The following is a 21,447-nucleotide window of genomic DNA, read 5'->3' on the forward strand; positions in this document are numbered from 1 at the left end:
ACAATGGAAAAAAAATCGATAGAACAACTCGAGCAAATCGCATCGCAGGTACGTCGGGACTGTCTCCGCATGGTACATGCCGTTCAGTCTGGACATCCGGGAGCATCGCTGGGATGTACTGAGTTTTTCACAGCTCTGTACTTCGATCAGCTCCATCACGACACGGATTTCAAAATGGAAGGCAAGGGTGAAGACCTGTTTTTCCTTTCCAATGGTCATATTTCACCGGTATGGTATTCCGTGCTTTCCAGGTCAGGATATTTTTCTCCTGAGGAAATGAACACCTTCAGAAAACTAAATTCAAGATTGCAAGGACATCCTGCTACTGAAGAAGGGCTTCCGGGAATACGAATCGCCTCCGGATCCTTGGGACAGGGACTCTCTGTGGCCATAGGCGCAGCCCAGGCAAAGAAAATAGATGGGGACGAGAGCACTGTCTATGTACTGATGGGAGACGGTGAGCAGGAAGAAGGGCAGATCTGGGAAGCGGCAATGTATGCGGCCCACTGGAAGGTGGACAACCTGATCGCTACGATAGATCTAAACAGACAGCAAATCGACGGAGCCACCAAGGACATCATGAATTTGATCGACCTCAGGGCGAAATATGAGTCTTTTGGTTGGGTGGTCAATGATATCTTCCAGGGAAATGACATGAAATCAGTGGTAGAAGGCCTCGAAGAAGCCAAATCACTGAGCAGAAAAGGCAAACCTGTGCTCAATCTCCTTCATACAGAAATGGGGTATGGGGTAGATTTCATGGTGGGAACGCACAAATGGCATGGAGTAGCCCCAAGTGACGAGCAATTGGAAGACGCTTTGTCCCAGTTACCTGAAACCTTGGGAGATTATTGATCAAAGCTATTTTTAGACCCTTCAACAAAAAGAAAACATGGAAAAGACATTGGATTTAAAATTCAACTATACAGAAAAAAAAGATACGCGCTCGGGATTTGGTGACGGCTTTTTAGAAGCCGGCCGTAAAAATCCCAATGTGGTGGGACTTTGTGCTGACCTGATCGGTTCATTGAAAATGGGAGCATTCCAAAAGGAGTTTCCTGAAAGATTCTTCCAGACAGGTATCGCGGAAGCCAATATGATGGGCATTGCCGCCGGCCTGTCCATTAACGGTAAGATCCCTTTTACGGGAACATTCGCCAATTTCTCTACCGGGCGTGTTTATGATCAAATCCGGCAATCGATCGCATATTCAGGCAAAAACGTAAAAATCTGTGCATCACATGCGGGTTTGACCCTAGGAGAAGATGGAGCGACACACCAGATTCTGGAAGATGTGGGAATGATGAAAATGCTTCCCCACATGACAGTAATCAATCCTTGCGATTATAATCAGACTAAAGCCGCCACCATCGCTATAGCGGATTATGAGGGTCCTGTTTACTTGAGGTTTGGCCGTCCTTCTTGGCCTATTTTCACTGATCCGGCCCAGAAGTTTGAGATTGGCAAAGCCTGGAAAATGATCGAAGGCACCGATGTCACTATTTTCGCCACAGGTCATCTGGTATGGGAAGCAGTAGTAGCTGAGGCTATCCTGAGAAACGAAGGAATCTCCGCCGAAGTAATCAATATCCATACGATCAAGCCATTGGATGAAGAGGCTATCTTAGACTCTGTGGCCAAAACAGGATGCGCGGTGACCGCAGAGGAGCACCAGTACAATGGTGGACTTGGTGACAGTGTGGCACAGACATTGGCCAGACATAATCCGGCCCCCGTGGAGTATGTAGGTGTAAATGACAGCTTCGGTGAGTCAGGAACCCCTACCCAGCTATTGGATAAATACGGACTGGACGCAGCGAATATTGTAGCCGCGGCGAAAAAGGTATTGGGAAGGAAATAAATCCTGATACAGCTTCGGAAGAAGCGTATTAAAAAAAAAGCCACAGTCTGGAAACAGTTTGTGGCTTTTTTTTATATGAAAGTGCTTTGTGCCAGCAAGAAGGAGACAGATTTTGCAGGTAGTCAGTTTTCAGTCGCAGTGGGCAGGGCAGTTTTATCAAATGTTAAATGTTAAAGGTTAAGGATTAAGGGTTAACCTGTGGTGAGGGGATAGAATTTAGATTAATACACCCCGCCTGAGGAGGTCTGCGGCGTCTGTGAGATGAATAGCTAAAGAGCCTGCCGTAGGTAGGTCATGTGAGTAGCCCAGGGTAAGGAGGCACGAGGGCTTCATTCGGAGACAGAAGCGTTGTGCCAGCAAGACGGAGACGGTAGAAATGTCCGGTGACCACAGAGAGGCACAGAGAAAATGGGAGATGCACCGAGAGAAGAGAGGTTAAGGGTTAAAATGTTAAAGGTTAACCTGTGGTGAGGTGATAGAATTTAGATTAATGGACCCCGCCCGAGGAGGTCTGTAGCGTCTGTGAGATGAATAGCTAAAGAGCCTGCCGTAGGTAGGTCATGTGAGTAGCCCAGGGTAAGGAGGCACGAGGGCTTCATTCGGAGACAGAAGCGTTGTGCCAGCAAGACGGAGACGAGCCTAGTGTTGAGATCTTCACCAGTTCAACCCCTTCGGGGTTGCCAGTGCCAATATCGATTTCCCATCCCTCGGTTGCACCGGGGGTTATTGAAAAGTTTGACCACTCCGTGGTCATGGGAGTTGCCCCAAATAAAAGATCAGTCCTACAGCGTTTAGGCTATTAAATAAAACACTTTACTGTCCCAGGTTGCTTGTGGATTTGTCCCATAAGGACGGGCATGTTATTGACAGCCGTTTCGACGGCTGGAATATAGATGACTCGTTGATCCGGTAAAGTGTCGTAGGCACGGACGACAGAAGCTGTTTGGAAAGGCAGTGGGATTAAGACTGGAAATCCGTTTTTAGGAGGATCGAAAAATATTTATCAATCCGAAATTCACCAATTGACCAGTATTGATAGCTTTGAAGTGTTTTTCTTGTCCTTTTGCCTTGTTATAAGCTACTTTAAAACGGATTTAAAATCTTAAAAAAATGTTTTTCAAGACCAATGAAATTCATTTCTTTGAACTGTAATCAGCTTTGATCAAACCATCAAAATTGAAGTTTAAACTTACCACACCACCCGCCCTACCCATATATGATTAAACTAACTGAGGATCTGAGTATTATCAGGATAAAACCTGAGGAGCAGCCGGAATTGATAGAGCTGATGAGGGAAATATATATACCTTCCTACAAGCATATCTGGTCAGATGATGGGGAATGGTATCTCGAACAAATGTACAATCCGGAGGTTTTTGAGAAGGACTTGGCCACTCCGAACAGTCATTATTACTTCGTCATCTATGAGGGCTGGAAGATAGGCGTACTCAAATATAATTTTCCTGAATCCCCCGAAGTAGTACACTTTCCCAATGCCCTCAAACTACATAGATTATACCTGAGCAAAGACTATCAAGGACGGGGAATTGCTGCCCAACTAATGAGATGGGTGGAAGCTGTGGCAAGGGAAAGAGGACTTCAATACATGTGGCTGGAAGTGATGGACACACAGCTGCAGGCGCAGAAGTTTTATAGGAAAGTGGGCTTCGAATGGATCTTTACCTACCACTTGGATTATAAGAAAATGCTCAACAAATACAGGGGAATCCAGATTTGGAGAAAAACCTTGAATTGATGCTTGGTAATTGGTGTTGGATCGAGGATAGAAGGTATGAAAGATGGAGGTGGGAAGTTGGAGGTTGGATGACCGATGATGGATGCCTGGTGACCGATGTTTGTCGGATGTTCGGAGCATGTAGTAGTAGGCAGTCGCAGTTGCAAAGCATCCTACACTATTCCTAGTACAAGCCTGCCGTAGGTAGGCCTCGTTGGTAGCCCAGGGTAAGGAGGTACGACTCAATCCTGGGCAAAAAGAAATGATATAGTAAAAGCGCTGGCCCACAGACATCATTCGGAGGCGAGAGCTTTGTGCCAGCAAGACGGAGGCGGGAAGTTTGGAGAGTTGCAGTAATCAGTCGCAGTCGCAGGAGTCGGAAATGCCCAAGGTCAACAGTCCATGGTCGACCGTCCACTGCCGTCAGATGTCGGATGCGGGGTGACCGATGCCTGTCCTTCCCTTAAATATTAATAGATTATAAATCCCCCTTGCCCTTTGACAATAGATCTATTTCAAAAGGAACTAGAAGTTAAAGGGGGAGTTTGCTGGATTTGGCGTTGGGATAGAAATTAGTCGTTTGCGTCACAGGAACGGGAGTGTAGAATGCCAAAGGCATTCCCAGTGTCAACCCCGAATACAGCGAAGCGAAATTCGGGAAAACTAGAACTCCCATGACTACATAAGAGTGCCAAAGGCACGATCAGTAATAAACAGAATCTGAATTAGCATATTATCCTCTGGATAACACAATCCTTACCACCCCCCACAATTGGATTTACAAACCTTGCCTTTCGCAAAGAGGATTAGCCAAACTTGGGGGCAGTCTGAAGACTTGCGACAATTAGGAACACGAATGGGACTCTGATAAATTCTGGGTTGATCCCAGCCACTTACTATTAAACCGATTTTAACCTATTTCAGCCAAGGCACTTTTTAATTCCAAAATAACAGATCTAGCAGTATAGGACTTTTCACCGGGAATTTTACCCAGTAAAGTTTCAATAACATCCAATTGCTCAAGTTCCGCTTTTTTATGCCCTTTGTGCCCTGCTTTTTTCCAGAGCATCAGGTAAGCATCTGTTATATTGTCCCCTTTTTGCGGTGACTTACTTAATAGGAATAGAGCTAAGGTCATACCTGCAAAATTGGACATAGTCCAATAATCATCAGAGTCTTTTACATTCTGGGAGTAGTTTTCATAGATTTTATGCAAGGAATTGATGGCCTCTTTCTGAGCTTTGCCAATATAGGTCTTACCCTCCAGCCACAATTTTAGCTGAAGAAGGATCAGCCAGTTGCAAAGCGGATATGGATCTGAATTATTGCATCTTTCACTTGCTGATCGGTAAGCTGCAATGGCATGATCCAAAGCCTCAAAATCCCCCTCACCGGCGAGTAGTGAAAGCTGAAGTTTTCTTTTGTGGGCACTTCCCAGAAGAGAAATCCTCTCCCCTGTTTCTCCCAATAATCGACTCAAGTCCAGCAACTCCTGGATGACCTTGTCAATTTCCTCAAGCGCCTCACCTATTTTCAGTTTGTTGTCAGCATATAGCTTCACTGCGAGCTTAGCCCGGATATTACAGTATTGCTCAAAAGCCCTGACTGAATAGCCTGCCCTCTCAGACTTGAATAGTTTATTATAAGTTGAACATGCCTTCTCGTAATCCATAAGTCCTGCATATATTCCCGCGACCAATTCAAGAATCCTGCTGTTGCTTCTGGATCTTTTCACTGCAACACTATACACCTGTTCTACCCTACCGCTGACGTAACCAAAATCAAATTCATTTGCTGACATTAATTCCAGCAGGTTTTCCAGTTCAATCTCAATCTCCTCCATACATAGATCTTCGTCCTGTGTAGCTCCTGATCCTCCCGCTGTCAGTTTATAAAAAGGATCACCATAGCATTGAAAAGCCCCCCAAGTATTGTTTTTATATTTCTTGAAAATGGTCTTTCTAGCTTCTTTTATAGCCTTACCGAAACCATATCCTGAAAACATATACTTATAAAATTCCATGGAAAACTCCAATGCCGCCGCATCATCTACCGCCCATCCTGCCACTATGACGACACGTGCGCCGTTGTTGATGAGTTGGGTACCTATGTTAGCCGCAAATCTATTACTCTGCTGGCTCATAAGTTCTTCGGAATTGTCCATCTGTCCCAGATAGCAACAGTTTACAAACACCAACTCTGCTGAAGAACTCATACCTGCTATCTGTCCTGGTGTAAGGAACGTATTGTCGCCGATCACCATTCCAGTGGAGTTCTTGGCTCCATAGCGATACACGCCATGCCCTGCCAGGTGAATGATTTTATGGTTTCTGGAAAATAATGCCATGACTATATCCGGGGCTTTGGCATTGATCAGACTCATGGCCCGGTAATCCTGCCTTCTGAGGATAGCACCCACAGCCTCAGCTTCCTGCCTGGCTCCGGGCAATTGGGTCATGAAGCCATCAAGCACAGGATCCCCTATGATGAGCGCAGTGGACTCAGGCACTTTCGCCATCGTCATGCGGGAGTGGGAAGTGGCCAATTGTCTTACCATTCCCATGTTTACGCAGAGGGGATCCGACTCCACACTGTCCATCAGCATCTCCCAAGGATAGGCAGCCGATGCGCCATCCACTACCCAATTGATGTTGTTCAACTGCTTGATCAAATCCTTAAACTGGAAAGGAACCAGAAGTTCGAACATGGCTTTTGCTATCTCAGGGGAAAACTGATTCTTGGCGGTCATCTGCCTGAGTAGAATATCCAAGGTCTGGTCACTAGATGGTATATACTCTACTTTCTCACTTGCCCCATCAGTTGTTATCGCCATCCTGATCATCTCCCCCCCGTCTTCCTGCAGTGAATTTCTTGTCGCCACACTGATTGTAATCCTAGTCCACCAGTCCAATGAATTGTCCACAGGAATTCTCCGCTGCTTGCCCAGGCTATAGTTAAGGCCATTGGCATTGAAAACAACATTGAAATCCTTCTGACTATCGGAGTTTAAACGCTGGACGGATTTCAGTATGGAAAGTGCCCTGTCATGATAGAGTTCAATGATTTCTACCTCCTCAATCCCCCGGATACTGCCTTTGTAAACTTCATATACATTTCTGTTGGCCCGCTGTACACCTGTCAATACTGCCCTAATCGAGCTTTCTATGGAAAGGCCGCCGAAATTATTAGCTATGGCAATGACTGAAATCCCATTGAGGCTAAAATCCTGCTTGGAATCAGCTTCTGGCTCTTGCTCTTTTTTGATCGTCAGGTATCTGGATACACCTTTTTCCACAGAAGTAATGAGGTAATAACCGGAAAGCTCACCCTGTGGGCCTAAACCAACAATAATCCCCCCTTTGAAAGCCGAAGGCGAGGTAGCCCCACTGAGAACAATCTGGCTGGTGCCAATTGCCCCAGGGTACAGACCCAAGGAATGCAATCTGCTCAGCTCCCAGTTCAGATGCCTATCTATGGCACGTTCGGCATTGAGGATGGCATCGTTTTCGAAATGACCGGCCAGCACAGGATATTTTGAGTATTTTAAATCACCATGTGTGACCTGCACATTTATCGGTTTCTCGTCCTGCCAGGTATCTTCCTGCTCATGGATTCCCAGTAAGGTGGCCACCAAGTTTTCCTCAGAGATATCGAACACTTCCATCTCCTGAGGCACAAAGTTTTCCTGCTCTCCTCTGCTGGTCGGGAGGCTGTTCTGCAGTCTCTTTGTGCTTCCGAAAATCAACAATTCCTCAATTGCCGTGAAAAGATTCTTCTCTTTTGACAGATTGCCGTGCGTGACATTGGCATAGTACACTTGGTTGCCCAGCCTCATACTTTTAGGAATTCCTGAGGCCCAGGTGACGGATTCATCTCCCTGATTGGTGGCATAGAATACCAGTTTCCCCTCTTCTATTGCCAAGTTGGAGACAGTGAAATTTTTCTTGCCGCTTTGCCCGGCAATGTATGTGAAATTTGAAAAATCCATGGCCCCGTTCTTTTTCCATATTTCCTGTTGATGCGCTCCAAATTCCGCCAATATTTCCTTAGAGGGGATAGGCCAATCCTCATCACCATAGGCTGTGCGCATCTTTTCCCAGAGTTTGATGTCCGAAAAATCATATTGTCCTTCGGGGTCTATAGGAAGTAGGTTAAGGATACCGGGGAAGTTGCAAAAGATCCCAAGTAATTCTTTCGTACTGTGCTTGATATCTATTTTCCCCAGTAGTTTGATGATGCTATCCTTCCCGAAGAGAACGTAAGGAATCCTGAACGAACCGCCCAAAGGTGACCCGAGAAATACTCCGCGAAATCCAGCTGACTTGTTCAGCTTCTGCCAGGTGTCGCCATGGTAAACACCAAAATCCCTGACCAATACCCCCCCCATGCTATGGGCTACTATTTTTATGGGTTGGTTTTTGTCCAGCAGATCCCGGATCTTCAGATCAAAAGCGGCGGCAGTTTCCTTGAGCGGTTTTCTCCAGTCAAACTGAAAAGTGACCACATCGTAAGTTTTGGCAAGGCGCTCACCTAAATTCCGGTAAGAAGTCTTAATAAGTGAGTGTGCCGTTAGCTCACTAACCGGTTCGGGGAAAAGTGCCAATTCCTCCAATTTCCCTTTGAAAAAACCCAGGTAATCAATCCAAACCAGGTCATTTTTTCCCTCAGGGGTATTGGTCTTCCTGCCGATGTTGGAACCCATGATCCCAGGAATCAAGATTAATATTGGCTTGTTTCCACTGACCGTGTCTTGCAGGTACGAACCGTGTTCTATTCCCAATACCCCACGTTCTTTGGCTTTGCTTCGCAAGGTGAATTCTGCAGGAATCACACCTGGGTCTGCAGATATGCCAGCAACTACCGCATTTAAAGTAGGAGGAGTACAGAAGTATTTAAAATGGTCTATTTTACCACTTTGTTCTATAAACACACCTACTTGATCGTCATTCCTACGGGATCCCCATTTCATACTTTCCGTATCAACGACCAGATCATTTTTCCCCCTGAAGAAAAACTTGCCCAGAAGCACCACCAGGGTTTTGAAACTCACGCTCAACTCAGAACTCCCTCCCACTACAAGCAAGGGGAAGTTTATCATAATATCAGAACTTTGGTTATTTAAAACCTTGATAAACGGAGACTTGGGATTCATGGATTCAAGTCCCGGAAGCACATCCACATCGTCCTTGCAGGCCACTGCCTCCATGATAAACTCCTTGAACGCCACAAAAATTGGATTGCCCACGTGCCCTACTGCAAGACCTATAAGATTGAAAGTGACGTTAAGGTATATATTAAGCCTATTGGATGCCAGGGTGGTACCGTTTGCCGGCCCCGCCACTCTGACCATTGACCGGACTTTTATCCCCCTACCAGCAATATTCTCTTTGATTTCCCTGATAACCTCCCGGTCTCTTGTCCGGTCTGCTTTGAACAGGAGTTCGTCTTCGACGGTATCAAAACCCGAGGGATCAGTGCAGAACCTAGCCAGGAGTTCTGCCAAAAGCCCTCCCCGGGATTGGCTCAAAAGATCCAGTTCTATATTATCGGGAAGACTCTTCACCAAACCCAGCATATTCTCCAGCGGACTGGCTGTCAGTGATCTATGCTGAAAAGCCAGCAAATTACCTTCCTTATACTTAGATGATTGACTGCTGCCATCAAACAGATTCTGCCAATCCGCTGAGTCTTTTAGATCCCCAAAGGAATTTTGAGTGGATGAGGCTGTCCCATGGAGCAACAATAAATAAGGAGAAGAAACATCGATCTTTGCGACACCAGAAGGGTCAAATTCCAGGCTACTCAATTCGATAGAAGGCGAACATTTGGCCAAAACCCCAAACTGCACCTGCTGAAATTCCACTCCTGGAAAAGCCAACTGTTTGTTTTCAAGGTTGGTGGCCATCTCTCGGATCTTGGGCTTGATGATTTTCTTTTTAACAAAAACCTTCACCAGCTTAATGCCGATTTTCTTAAAAATGCCTCTATCCTGTTGATCAGATTCCAATTCATCAGGCAGATAGAATTCATCCCCATCAGCTGATCGCTTGACATCCTTGGGAAACAGTGTCCGGATGGTCTCGCTATCACCCATCCATACAGTATCGTCCTCAAACTCAAACTCGATGATAGACTGCTCATCCAAGTCGATGTTTTGCTCGGGGACATCGCCCCTGGAAGGACTGACCACCGTATAAGCCTGGTGAAGCCGGTATAAATCAAATCCGGAGTCTTCCCCTGTCACATAGGGAAGATGATCCTGTCCTTTTAGCTTTATTCTCAAAATAGCCATGGGTAAAAATCGTTAGATTATAACTAAAATTTTATATAACAATCATTCGCGATATCAGCCACCACCCAATATATCGCTTAAAATAAGTGCAATGGGAGGGGAAAAATCGTCCCGGTATTTTTTAAAACCACCTCTTCGCCGACCTCAGTCCATGGTGTGTACTTACCACAGAAACCATTACAAATTAAGAAATATTAGAGAATAATTAAGCATCAATACAGAATAAAACAAACGAAAATAATCAAATAACAGAATATTTATTAGTTAATGTGCCTATCCAAAAAAATAACAATTACCTCATTTCTTTGCTTCACTGGATGGAAGACCGAAGTTGCCTTCACTGATGTTACTTGAATCTTATTACGCTTTATAACTAGGGCATACTGAAAAATGCCAGTAGTAAATCAAAAGCTATCATTTTGAATGATCACCTCATTTTTCATGTGTTTATTTTTGATTTTTATAGGTCACATGGAATCTCGCATAGTAGATAATCATCCCTTTGTGTATCGCCTTCGACATGCTCGATTTCATACAAACGATTTTTAAGCAAGTCTCACTAGTTCAATCCCTTTAGGGTTGCTAGCGCCTGCATCGATTCCAACATCCCCCGGTTGCACCAGGGGTTAATCAAAAGTTTGACCACTCCATGGTCACGGGAGTACAACAGGAAACCGTCCATTCCAAACTACATGTTATTTGGGAACCCAATCGATTTGCTTAATACTCATACACTACTGATCGTGCCGTTGGCACTCTGAAAAACATCAACTATATCGTTGACCCAGAATTGAGTTCTGGGCATTTACTGGCCTTGCCTTTGTCAAGGGGTACCATTATCAAGAGTAAAGGGGAGCTACCTTGTCAAAAAATCATGAAGTAGGGTTTTACAAACGGAAATGAAAAATAAAGGTCCTTTTCGTGCAATCTGCGCTGGTCTGCGTCTTTATCTGCGAAAATCTGCGGGAACTCTTGAAACTTTCAGAAAAAAGCCCCCTTCGGACAAATTTTCCAAAGAGAGCTTTTAAGTAAATAGAGGTAAATCTATAGTCACAGACCAGTGTTTGGTTAAGTATAAAAAGTATCTGATAAACCTGTCAGTTTAGCCAGTAGCAAGCTAAAAACTGGCTAAACTGACAGGTTTAAGTCAACAACACACTGGTTTTTAATTCCTGTCCTCGTAAGCCGGCCTTGCGGGTACTTTAAATCGATCACTGGTATCCAAGAGTCTCAGTACCTCCTGAATCGCAGCTTCCAGCTGGGCATCGGTGCCTTTGGCCAGGCTTTCAAAATCCTCTACCACTTCAATATCTGGATCTACTCCATAGCCTTCCTTGAACCAGGTGCCGTCAGGATCATACATCCTAAAGGTAGGCACAGTCACAGAGCCGCCATCAATGAGACTTGGGGCACCGGAAATACCGATCAAACCTCCCCAAGTACGGGTGCCGATCAGTGGACCGATTTCTCTTTTGCGGAAATAGTCAGGGAAAGCATCTCCTCCCGACCCGGAAAACCCATTGATAAGCATCACCTTGGGGCCGAAGTTTCCGGAAGGTGGCCATGCCCAGTCCTGTCCGTCACGAACTGCCCAGAAAGCTAGGGGCTTTCGGTCAAGTAGCTCTACAAAGCGGTCGGGAATCTGTCCTCCATTGTTAAATCGCTCATCAATGATCATCCCTTCTTTTTCCATTTGCCCATAAAACTGACGGAACAATTCATTCTGGCCATCCACTCCAGTACTGGGCACGAAGATGTAGCCGATCTTCCCGTCCGTGGCCTCATCCACTCTGGTACGGAAACCATTGATCCAGGCCAGGTTTCGAAGTCTGGCTTCTGACCCAAGCGGCTCCACCAGCACTGTTCTCGCACCCTGCAAAGAAGCCGAGCTGTTTACTGTCAGTTGAACAGTTTTACCAGCCAGTCCCTGAAAGGCTGCAAAAATAGATTTAGTGGCATCGATAGGCTGGCCGTTGACGGCAAGTATAAAATCCCCTTCTTTCACATCGACCCCTGATCTGCTAAGCGGTGAGCGTACCTCTACATCCCATGGAGCTCCATTGATAATCCTCGTGATTTTATAGGCTCCATTTTCCAGAACAAAATCAGCTCCTAGATAGCCTACAGAAAGGCTTGGGCCGGAATCCATATCCCCTCCACCATTGTAGGTATGGGAAGCGTTGAGTTCGGCGATCAAGTCACCAATGATGATGTTCACATCTCTTCTGGAGCCTGCCTGGTCAACTAAATCCCCATAACGCTTTCGCATGAGATCCCAATCTACACCATGCATAGTAGAATCATAAAAGTAGTCTCTCTCAAACCTCCAAACATCATTGAAAATCTGCTTCCATTCCTCAGCGGGAACCACCGTCATCTGCATTTCAGCAAGAGGTACGGTTTCCTCGATTTTCTGTCCCGGGGCCGGATCTATCACGGCTAGTTTTCCCTGGGAGAACACCATTACCTTTTTACGGTCAGCAGAAAGTGAAAAGCCTCCCACTCCATCGATCACGGTCTTGGATTCCTTCTCTTCAAAGTCATACAATTCCAGTTTGCTTTTTGATCCATTACCTTCACCAGTGTTGGGGTACCGTACATATAGCAGTTTACCCTTCAGAGAAGCCAGATCGCCTATATTTCCCGAAGGGATATCCAGCATTTCTATCCTGCTCTCAAACGCAGAGGTTTCGAACACTATTCCTTTTGGCTCTTCCTTATCCTTCTTCCCTTCTTCCTCTTTCTCCTCAGTCTTCTCCTCTTCCAAATTGATCTCATCATTTTCCAGGGCTATCAGAGATGGAACCGACTTATCCAAAGTACCCACAGCCACTCCAGTGGTATTGGAATAAATAAACGTATTATCTATATCCGAATATTGGGGATTAAAATTCCTGTTGGTGGTGAAGAAAAGGTACTTCCCATCTTCACTGAAGGTAGGGTTTTGGTCAGAATAGAAACCGGAAGTGATTTGCGAGGTATTACCCGATTTGGTATCAAAAACGTACAGCTCAGAAGTTGCCCTGTTTTTCTTGGAAAGACTATAAGCTATGTATCGGTTGTCCGGAGACCAGCTCACCCCAAAACCTTGGAGATTACCTTCAAACATATACTTGCCCTGGTCGATCACCTGAACAGCGCCTGAAGCCGCATCTATCAGCATGATTTCCATGGCCTGATTGACACTCACTATCTTTTTGCTATCCGGAGACCAGTAGATATTGTACCCGTAACCTTTTTTGAAATTGGTCAAAGTCTTGGCTTGACCGTCAGCATCCAATGATTTGGTAGTGAGCTGATATTCTCCAGTGGCATCAGACCAGTAGGCGATTTTTTTTCCATCAGGAGCTATTTCAGGATATCGCTCAGCCACTCCGGAGGTATTGCTCAGATTGGTCACAAAGCCCTTCTTAGCAGGAAGGTTAAAGATCTCTCCCCTGGCGCCGACTATGACCCGGTTTCCATCAGGAGAAATACTGGCTGACATAAGATCAGATTCCACACTAACGATTTTGGGGATCATAGGCTTTTGGTCTGAAATGATCTGTATCTCTACTCGCTTGGATTTCCCGGAAGCCAGATCAAAGAGGTATAAACTTCCCCCTGCTTCAAAAACGATCTCCTTATCACTATTGGATGGGAATGTGATGTCAAAATCAGTAAACTCGGTCAGCTGGGAGTTTTCTTTCGTGTTGAGATCATATTTCCAAAGGTTGTTTCTCTTCTCCGGACCATTATCAGACATGTAATACACCGCATCACCTATCCACATGGGCAGTTCATCATTGGCAGCGTTGTCTGTGATGTTCTCAGTTTTATAAGATGCCAAATCAAAAATAAGTATGTCAGGTGCTGTTCCTCCACGGTACCTTTTCCAATTACGGTTTACCCTACTTCGGTCAGTGTACGCAAATTTCTTCCCATCCGGAGAATAAGATGCAAATTCACCGTATGGTACGGGCAGCTTGCCAGGCAATCCTCCAGTCACTGGTACTGTATAGAATTGATTAAAGCGCTCCTTACCACTTTCCCTTCCTGAGGTAAACAAGATGGATTGTCCATCAGGAGTCCAACCTTGTACATAATCAGGCATGCCATGGTAGGTAAGACGTGTAGGTATCCCCCCGGTGGCAGGCATTACATACACATCAACATTCCCATTATAATTGGCTGAAAAAGCTATTTGCTTCCCATCGGGAGAAAATCTGGGATACATCTCGGGACCGGCAGGGGAAGTAAGCCGCTGAGCGACGCCCCCTTCTTTGGCCACTACCCAAATATCGTCTCCATAGGTGAACGTAATTTGTGTTTCTGATACATCGGGCAACTGCATTAGCCTAGCGTCCGTTTGGGCCTGACTTAACATGGGACTTGCCATAATAGACAAGCAAAGAATAAGTTTTCTCATAGAAAGTAATAAGTTGGATTTAAGTACATAATAGGTCTTAGGGTCATCTATTTTGAATCCCTTCTCAAAGAGACAGGTCATTGTTTTTATATTGATCAGAATGGAAAAAATTTCTGACTAGGTACAAGTTATAGAAAAAACAGTACCATTAGGCATATCGAGACCTTAAGTAACTGACAATAAACCAGGTGTACAAATAAGGCCATTCCAGACTGTTTCATAACCGGACAGTACTTACGTTCGATATCACACAATCCACTCCTTTTGCTTAAAATATTTTGAAAGATTTTTCGTCTAGGAAAAAGAAAACAACGGAAATCTGCCTAACCAGTACAGCACATTGAACCTAAGGATTATCACCATACCCCTATTGTTTTTCGCTAAAAGCTTACTAGCCCAAACATGGATCCCCTCTGATTATAAACGCTTTACACCTGAAGAATTCTTTCAGTTGGCTGCTGTTCATCAAACTATTAATTATAAACAGCTGGACAGAGGCCTATTGCAGGCAGCTATGTTTCATGTGACCAATGAAGTGCGTATCAAGCATGGATTGCAGCCCCTTGAGTACTCAGTGACAATAGAAAAAGTGGCTTCAGAACATGCCGCCGATATGGTGAAATATAACTTCTATGGACATGTCAGCACTGTAAAGGGCAAAAAAACAATCAGCGATCGCCTTGCCCTGGAGGGGATTAAAAAGACATATTTCGGTGAAAATATCAGTTCAAGCATAGGTTTGCAGTATCAGGAAGGCCGGCAAATCAATATACCAAGGAGTGGTGGCATGTACACCTATGCCTCTTCCAGGCGTGAGGTGATTCTCCCACATACCTATTTGAGCTATGCCCGGGAGGCAGTGAAACTCTGGATGAATTCCCCTCCCCACAGAAAGAACATTCTGAACCCGAATTTCACCCAGCTGGGATGTGGAGCCCAGAGCTACAGCAACCGTGAATTTTTCAACGTGCCATACCTGATGGGCGTGCAGTGTTTTGGCAGTGAGAAGTAATCCTTTTTTATTTAATATGATTATCCGCAATGATGTCAGTCACCTTAGATCCTTTGCTGGTCTGGTCAGAAGACCGATGACGGAAGGCCGAAGCAGCGTCAATGTTTACCATATCCTTTGTTGCTTTTGACTATTTACTGTCAGGAAAGCGTATATACATATTGTTTAAAATTTGGATAGAAAGTAGCTGGACAGAGTCAAATTTAATAGTTAGATTTTTTATTGGATTTCCTGCGCAATTTGGGGAAATTACATCACACAAACTTTGAGCATCATGCTAGATCAATTGTTAAAAATGGCGGAAGGCCCACTTCAGGAAATGCTCGCCGGTATGAATGAAAATGGAGCATCTGGCCCAGCCCTGAAAGATGCTATCACCGCAAGTTTACAGAAACAGGTAGCCTCCGGGAATATCAATGGAATAAAGGAAATGTTTTCCGGACAGGAAACCTCTCCGGATGCGCCCGTAATCAACACCCTGCAAAGTGACGTATCCCAAAACCTTATGGATAAATTTGGGATTTCGAAAGAACAGGCCATGGGAATAGCAGCTGCTGCACTCCCCATGATCATGAATTTTTTCAACAAGCGCATCAATGACGCACCTCAGGACAATAATGACATCATGTCCTCCTTGATATCTTCCATGCAGGGAGGAAAAAGCAATATCAATCCTACGGATTTGCTGGGCTCGCTGATGGGTAGTGGCAGCGGAGGAAAAGGGGCAATGGATCTAGGAGGCCTGATGGATTTTGGAAAGGGACTTTTCAAATAATTCTTTAAAACTAAACTCCATAATTATGAACAAAATCAAATTAATCTTAGGCTTTGCGTTTCTCTTGGCAATATCCACACAACTTAATGCTCAGATAGTAAAGACTCCAAAAATGGATCTGCCTGAAATGGATCTTTCCAGCCAAGTATTGGGAATCCTGAATACTACAGAGAGCTTAGGCCTCACAGCTGACCAGAAGGACAAACTCACCAAAGAAAACAGTAGTTTTGTAGATCAACTGATGAACATCAGCAAAAGCGGAAAATCCGATGAGGATAAAAAGACTGCTTTTCTGGGATTGAAGAATAACAGGACAAAGTTCCTTACGAGCTTGCTTGGCAATGACCTATTCAAAAAGTATTCCGGTCAGATCCTGAAATCCATCAATCCGCTGAAAAGCAAGTTAGGGCTAGCAGCTCTGGCCTTCTAGTATTATATAATTGATTGCCAGAAAAGCCGCAGAAGAAGATATCTGCGGCTTTTTATATGATTAGGTAGAAGACTTTAAATCACTTATGGATCATAATACATTGATTATAAACATTTAAAATCCTAATACTTAAAGTTTTTATATTTTTGGCAATTTCCACCCATTGTGATAGTCGGCTTTCATCAGTCGGTTAGCTTCAGCGTCTGTGAACTGGTTTTTGCCCTCATTCCAATAGATTTTCTTACCGGTTTTATATGCGATGTTTCCCATCTGGGCGTTGATTGCCGCGATACTTCCTGTTTGAATAGCGCAGTTAAGGAGTTTGGGATCGTTCGCAGTGATGGCCTCAACAAAATTCACCGCATGTAGATCCAATGCGGAACCTACACCCGGAGTATGAGATACCTCAGCAACTTTGCCGACACGCTCACCATCTTTGGTCTCAGTTTCAGGAATCACTTTCCATCCTCCTCTATTCACTACAAGTGTGGCATTATTACCGATGAACGCAATTCCTTCCGAAGTGCCATAATTCCCCCCATCAATGCCCGTGGCATGCTCCCAAAGCATATTGAATCCCTCGTACTCATACACGGTCTGCAGTGTATCAGGAGTTTCTGAAGCGTCATCAGGATAGGCAAATTTTCCTCCTGAAGCCATCACGGATTTCGGTGCGCTGACACCCATTGCGAAGAGGGCTATATCAATCTCATGTACTCCCCAATCCGTCATCAGCCCTCCGGCATAGTCCCAAAACCAACGGAAATTAAAATGGAAACGGTTCGGATTAAAAGGCCTTTTGGGAGCAGGCCCTAGCCACATATCATAATCCACCCCTTCAGGAACAGAGCTGTCTGGGAGAACCGGGACAGGTTTCATCCAGCCTTGGTATGCCCAGCATTTCACAAGGCGGATTTGTCCAAGTTTACCGGATTTCACATAATCTATAGCCTCAGCATACTGTGAACCGGATCGTTGCCACTGTCCCACCTGCACTATTTTGCCATATCGTTCCTGAGCCCTGACCATGAGTTGACACTCTTCGATCGTATTGGCGATGGGCTTCTCAACATACACGTGTTTTCCGGCTGATACCGCGTCACACATGTTGAGGCAATGCCAGTGGTCAGGAGTCCCTATGATGACTATATCAATATCCGGATCTTCTAACAGTTTTCTGTAATCCTTGTATTGTTTTGGCTTCGTACCTCTAAGTTTAAACACATCCTCTGTTCGCTGATCCAGTACACTCTGGTCAATATCTGCCAGAGCCACACAGTTTACCTGGGGCAATTTGAGATGGGAATTCATATTTGACCACCCCATCCCTTTGCAGCCTATCAAGCCATAGTTCAATTGGTCTGAAGCTTTGATTTTCCGGGTAAATGTTCCGAAATCGGCAGCTGTGAGCAGATGGGGCATGCTTAATCCCGCTCCCAGCAGCATGGTGTTTTGAATAAATTTTCTTCTTGATGACATAGTATTTTGGGTTATTGAGTATAAATAATGTGATTATCCGCAATGATGCCAGTAACCATATTCTCTTTGCTTTACTGGACGGAAGATCGAAGACGGGTGACCGAATTGGCCTTGAGGCTGGTGTTTTCCGAATCCTATGATGCTTTTATTGTTTTATTGGCAGAAAAGCGGATATACATAATAAATAAAAAAGGAGCAGAATTTAAAAACCCTACTCCTTTTACAGAATCAATTAAAGCTCCCTCACCCAGATATTCCTGAACCTTACAGGATTGCCATGATCCTGTAATTTGATAGGAAGTTTTTCAGGGTGTGCCTTATAATTAGGAATACCTATGTATTCTGTTGGGCCTTTTAGAATCACATGGTTTTGTACCAATACGCCATTCATCAGGACAGTCACTGTGGCAGGAGAAGTAAGGATACCATCTTTATTGAAGCGTGGCGCCTTGAAGATGATATCGTAATAGTTCCACTCGCCGGCTGGCCTCAATGCCATGGCCAAAGGGGGGAATTGCTTATAGATACTACCAGCTTGTCCATTTGTGTAGGTTTTGCTCTCGTAGCTATCCAATATCTGTACTTCATACATACCCATCAAAAAGAAGCCTGAATTGCCCCTGCCCTGCCCTTCTCCTACGATTTCGGTAGGAGCCGACCATTCCACGTGGTATTGCGCATCCCCAAATGACAATTTGGACTGGATATCGCCTTTGCCCCTTGTCACTACCAACTCCCCGTTCTCTATGGCCCATTCCGCAGGGCTGCTGCCGTCTTTGGCACTTACAAATCCATTGAGGCTGCTGCCGTCAAAAAGCACAATAGCATCAGAAGGAGGTGCTGTATTATTAGCTCCAGGCGTTACTTTGGGCGGCACCGGTGTATAAAATTCCGTTGCTTCAGGCTTCATAGCGGGAGGTGTTTTCTCCTGGGCAATCGCCAAAGAGCTCAAAGTCAAGGCAATTACAGTAGCCGCAAGTGTAAAGATTCTCATTGTCATATCTTAGATTATTTAGGGATAAGAACTTGGGGGGATAAATTACTCCAAATTGCGCTTATTCAAAAAACCACTGATGGATTTTATGCAAGGATTATATGCATTTCCAACCCATCTATCTGGAATAGGTGAGGGTGATTTCTCCCATCAGGTCACCATCGGGCGTTTCTAAAGTGACTTCATGTCGGGTCACCAGTTTAGTATCCGTGACTTGTACCAATTTATATACCTGCTCAAAATCATTTTCGCCTTTGGTAAACAAAAGATCTTTGTCAACCAACCAAACACCATTTCCATTAGCATATTCTCCTACAAGTTTCTGGTAAGTCCCATCTTCCGCAAAAATCAACTTACTGCGTAAATGCTGTTCCAATCCTCCATTGATTGTAAGCACCAGATCAGGGCCATCGGTTTTATGGAAAAGAAAATCACTGCCTTGCCAGGTGCCTATAACTTTCTCTTCCAGATCAGATGAACAGGAAAAAATACCTATGGACAGAATCAGGCACAAAAAAACAAGAACCCTAAATTGAGTGATTTTGGTGAGTAGGCTCATTGATTAACAGGAAGAATAATATACACAAAACTACGTTATTACCCTTTAAACAAAAAAATCACCCGAAGAATCTCCGGATGTTTTTCAATCAATTAAAACTTAACTCTTTTAGATGGAAGATGGGAATTCTATGGTTTCTGGAAACTCATCTACACTTTTTATATCTTTTTGTGCAACATCCCCTCCCAGCTTAAACCGTATCGGCAATCTCATTCTGCAATTTACGGCTTGGCCTCTTTGCTTGCCAGGCACCCAATCCGGAGCATTTTCAATGACCCGAACAGCTTCCTCATCAGCGCCACCGCCTACCCCCCTCAACACATTGATGTCAGATAACGAACCGTCTGTGTTAACTACAAAGACTACGATTACCGTCCCTTCTATTCCCAGACTCCTTGCCTCTGCAGGGTAAGTGAGGTTATTACTAAGGTATGCATTCCATGCATCCATACCTCCTTGAGGTTCAGGCTGATTTTCTACTACATCAAAAATCATTTCCCCGTCTTTGGCCAGTTTCCTTGCGGCTATGTCAGCAGGGCCTATCTTGGCTTCAGTGGACTCCCCCATCATCGTAGGGCCATCCACTTCTTCCTCCGCAGTGAGTTCGCAGGAAAACACGGCAAACATTGCTGCCATTACAGGAATTGCGAACAAGAACCTTCGCATTTCCCTTTTTTGGGATTGTGGTTTACTCATCATAATTATCCTTTTTTTGGTTTGAAATTGGTTAAAGTTATTCATGAAGTGCCAGCCTTGTCCACCTTTGATCATCTGTAGCAAAAGACCTGAATACTCCTTTTTGGAATAAGTAGAAGTCACCCCCTGGTCAGCCTGATATTCATGCACTTCCCTAAGGGACTTTTCGAATTGGTAGATGAGTGGATTGAACCAAAAAATAATTTTGGCAAACTGGATAAGCAGCAGATCCCAGCTATGTTTTAGACGTACATGCATGGATTCGTGCAGAACAATTTGCTTCTGCTCCGGCCTGTTTGGATCAAAGTCAGGCAACAATATGTAACTGAAAAAAGAAGCAGGGATAAATTTAGGATGGACAGCAATCCAGAATTCCTGATACCGCATGAGCCTTGACTTGCCCAGCAATCTCTGGGAAGTAAAAAAGCCTAAAATCAAATGGATGGTCATCACCGCAACTCCAGCAAGATAGGTGTAGAACACTAGTTCCTGCCAGGAATAGGTTGCTGATTGCTCGGTCACCTCACTTCCTACCAGGAATTCGGGAAGTACAAATTCGGCCGTGCTTATAGCTCTAACCCCAAAATCAAAGGATAGCATAGGGATGATAAAGGAGAGCATCAACATACTGAGCAAAATCACCCGGTTAAGCGTGAAAAAAGTCAGTTCACTCAATACCAACCTGTAGAAGAGCACCGTGATGGCAACACAGGTGCTTGCTTGCAATAGGTAAATCAGGATTGCGTTCATTATTCAGTGGGTTTGTCCATATCATCGATCATCTTCTGTAAGTCTTCGATTTCTTTGTCAGAAATCTTATTTTCCTTGACCATAAAGGACAGGAAATTCCCCACTGAGCCTTCGAAATAATGCTTTACCAATCGATTCACACTTTTCTTGCTGTATTCAGCCTGGGTGATCAATGGAAAATACTGGTGAGTGGTGCCGTAAGCTTTGTGATCCAGATAGCCTTTTTTCTCCAATAGCTTGATGGAAGAAGCCAAAGTCGTATAAGGTGGCTTTGGATCAGGTAGCTCCTCCAATACATCCCGGACCAGCGCTTTTTCGAGTTTCCAGAAAATCCGCATGATCCTTTCTTCGTTGCTGTTTAATTCGTTCATACCTCCAAGGTATATACGAAATTTTAAGAATCCTACGATTTTTTCGTTAATCTACGGGTAGATTTCAAAAAATAAATTGATTAAT

14 protein-coding genes are annotated in these 21,447 nt (G+C 44.6%); 7 read left to right on the plus strand and 7 right to left on the minus strand.

Annotated features, from left to right (window positions below; genetic code table 11):
* Positions 1-3: 3 nt before the first annotated feature.
* From LZF95_RS03645 to LZF95_RS03655, 3 genes are all read left to right on the plus strand, one after another.
* Positions 4-855: a transketolase gene (locus LZF95_RS03645; RefSeq protein ID WP_233753630.1), complete on the plus strand. Its 852-nt coding sequence runs from the start codon at positions 4-6 to the stop codon at positions 853-855.
* A gap of 37 nt (positions 856-892) precedes the next feature.
* Entirely contained in the window at positions 893-1,861 is a 969-nt protein-coding gene (locus LZF95_RS03650; protein ID WP_233753631.1) for a transketolase family protein, read from the plus strand.
* Between the two features lie 1,216 nt (positions 1,862-3,077).
* A complete protein-coding gene (locus tag LZF95_RS03655; RefSeq protein WP_233753632.1) occupies positions 3,078-3,617 on the plus strand; it encodes a GNAT family N-acetyltransferase in 540 nt (179 codons plus the stop codon).
* 889 nt (positions 3,618-4,506) lie between these two features.
* Here LZF95_RS03655 and LZF95_RS03660 read toward each other — a convergent pair.
* Positions 4,507-9,888, minus strand: a complete 5,382-nt coding sequence (locus tag LZF95_RS03660; RefSeq protein WP_233753633.1) for a CHAT domain-containing protein — start codon at positions 9,886-9,888, stop codon at positions 4,507-4,509.
* Between the two features lie 1,165 nt (positions 9,889-11,053).
* Positions 11,054-14,377, minus strand: a complete 3,324-nt coding sequence (locus LZF95_RS03665) for a S41 family peptidase (RefSeq protein WP_233753634.1) — start codon at positions 14,375-14,377, stop codon at positions 11,054-11,056.
* Between the two features lie 259 nt (positions 14,378-14,636).
* Here LZF95_RS03665 and LZF95_RS03670 point away from each other — a divergent pair, with 259 nt between their 5' ends.
* The 3 genes from LZF95_RS03670 to LZF95_RS03680 all read left to right on the plus strand — a co-directional run bounded on the left by LZF95_RS03670 (position 14,637) and on the right by LZF95_RS03680 (position 16,513).
* Positions 14,637-15,308 (plus strand): CAP domain-containing protein, encoded by a 672-nt coding sequence (locus LZF95_RS03670; protein ID WP_233753635.1) that lies wholly within the window; start codon positions 14,637-14,639, stop codon positions 15,306-15,308.
* Between the two features lie 274 nt (positions 15,309-15,582).
* Positions 15,583-16,083, plus strand: a complete 501-nt coding sequence (locus tag LZF95_RS03675) for a DUF937 domain-containing protein (RefSeq protein ID WP_233753636.1) — start codon at positions 15,583-15,585, stop codon at positions 16,081-16,083.
* Positions 16,084-16,108: 25 nt separating this feature from the next.
* Complete coding sequence (locus LZF95_RS03680) at positions 16,109-16,513, plus strand: hypothetical protein (protein WP_233753637.1); 405 nt, start codon at positions 16,109-16,111, stop codon at positions 16,511-16,513.
* 138 nt (positions 16,514-16,651) lie between these two features.
* Here the strand turns inward: LZF95_RS03680 and LZF95_RS03685 are convergent, their stop codons facing one another.
* A complete protein-coding gene (locus LZF95_RS03685; protein ID WP_233753638.1) occupies positions 16,652-17,992 on the minus strand; it encodes a Gfo/Idh/MocA family protein in 1,341 nt (446 codons plus the stop codon).
* 42 nt (positions 17,993-18,034) lie between these two features.
* Here LZF95_RS03685 and LZF95_RS03690 point away from each other — a divergent pair, with 42 nt between their 5' ends.
* A complete protein-coding gene (locus tag LZF95_RS03690; protein WP_233753639.1) occupies positions 18,035-18,253 on the plus strand; it encodes a hypothetical protein in 219 nt (72 codons plus the stop codon).
* Here LZF95_RS03690 and LZF95_RS03695 read toward each other — a convergent pair.
* The 4 genes from LZF95_RS03695 to LZF95_RS03710 form a co-directional block, all read right to left on the minus strand.
* A complete protein-coding gene (locus LZF95_RS03695; protein WP_233753752.1) occupies positions 18,225-18,986 on the minus strand; it encodes a DUF1080 domain-containing protein in 762 nt (253 codons plus the stop codon). The two genes, LZF95_RS03690 and LZF95_RS03695, sit on opposite strands and share 29 nt — an antisense overlap.
* A gap of 118 nt (positions 18,987-19,104) precedes the next feature.
* Positions 19,105-19,545: a hypothetical protein gene (locus tag LZF95_RS03700; protein ID WP_233753640.1), complete on the minus strand. Its 441-nt coding sequence runs from the start codon at positions 19,543-19,545 to the stop codon at positions 19,105-19,107.
* 108 nt (positions 19,546-19,653) lie between these two features.
* A complete protein-coding gene (locus LZF95_RS03705) occupies positions 19,654-20,991 on the minus strand; it encodes a TonB family protein (protein ID WP_233753641.1) in 1,338 nt (445 codons plus the stop codon).
* Positions 20,991-21,362: a BlaI/MecI/CopY family transcriptional regulator gene (locus LZF95_RS03710; RefSeq protein ID WP_233753642.1), complete on the minus strand. Its 372-nt coding sequence runs from the start codon at positions 21,360-21,362 to the stop codon at positions 20,991-20,993. The genes LZF95_RS03705 and LZF95_RS03710 overlap by 1 nt, the downstream gene beginning before the upstream one ends.
* Between the last annotated feature and the right edge of the window lie 85 nt (positions 21,363-21,447).

Origin of the sequence: Algoriphagus sp. AGSA1, from assembly GCF_021390545.1 — a bacterium.
Lineage (GTDB): Bacteria > Bacteroidota > Bacteroidia > Cytophagales > Cyclobacteriaceae > Algoriphagus.

What these genes read in the sequence shown, in the direction of transcription:
- LZF95_RS03680 (WP_233753637.1), top strand. Translation starts at nt 16,109, where the DNA reads ATGAACAAAATCAAATTAATCTTAGGCTTTGCGTTTCTCTTGGCAATA.
- LZF95_RS03660 (WP_233753633.1), bottom strand. Translation starts at nt 9,888, where the DNA reads ATGGCTATTTTGAGAATAAAGCTAAAAGGACAGGATCATCTTCCCTAT.
- LZF95_RS03705 (WP_233753641.1), bottom strand. Translation starts at nt 20,991, where the DNA reads ATGAACGCAATCCTGATTTACCTATTGCAAGCAAGCACCTGTGTTGCC.
- LZF95_RS03665 (WP_233753634.1), bottom strand. Translation starts at nt 14,377, where the DNA reads ATGACCTGTCTCTTTGAGAAGGGATTCAAAATAGATGACCCTAAGACC.
- LZF95_RS03655 (WP_233753632.1), top strand. Translation starts at nt 3,078, where the DNA reads ATGATTAAACTAACTGAGGATCTGAGTATTATCAGGATAAAACCTGAG.
- LZF95_RS03645 (WP_233753630.1), top strand. Translation starts at nt 4, where the DNA reads ATGGAAAAAAAATCGATAGAACAACTCGAGCAAATCGCATCGCAGGTA.
- LZF95_RS03675 (WP_233753636.1), top strand. Translation starts at nt 15,583, where the DNA reads ATGCTAGATCAATTGTTAAAAATGGCGGAAGGCCCACTTCAGGAAATG.
- LZF95_RS03650 (WP_233753631.1), top strand. Translation starts at nt 893, where the DNA reads ATGGAAAAGACATTGGATTTAAAATTCAACTATACAGAAAAAAAAGAT.
- LZF95_RS03690 (WP_233753639.1), top strand. Translation starts at nt 18,035, where the DNA reads ATGATGCCAGTAACCATATTCTCTTTGCTTTACTGGACGGAAGATCGA.
- LZF95_RS03710 (WP_233753642.1), bottom strand. Translation starts at nt 21,362, where the DNA reads ATGAACGAATTAAACAGCAACGAAGAAAGGATCATGCGGATTTTCTGG.
- LZF95_RS03685 (WP_233753638.1), bottom strand. Translation starts at nt 17,992, where the DNA reads ATGTCATCAAGAAGAAAATTTATTCAAAACACCATGCTGCTGGGAGCG.
- LZF95_RS03695 (WP_233753752.1), bottom strand. Translation starts at nt 18,986, where the DNA reads ATGAGAATCTTTACACTTGCGGCTACTGTAATTGCCTTGACTTTGAGC.
- LZF95_RS03700 (WP_233753640.1), bottom strand. Translation starts at nt 19,545, where the DNA reads ATGAGCCTACTCACCAAAATCACTCAATTTAGGGTTCTTGTTTTTTTG.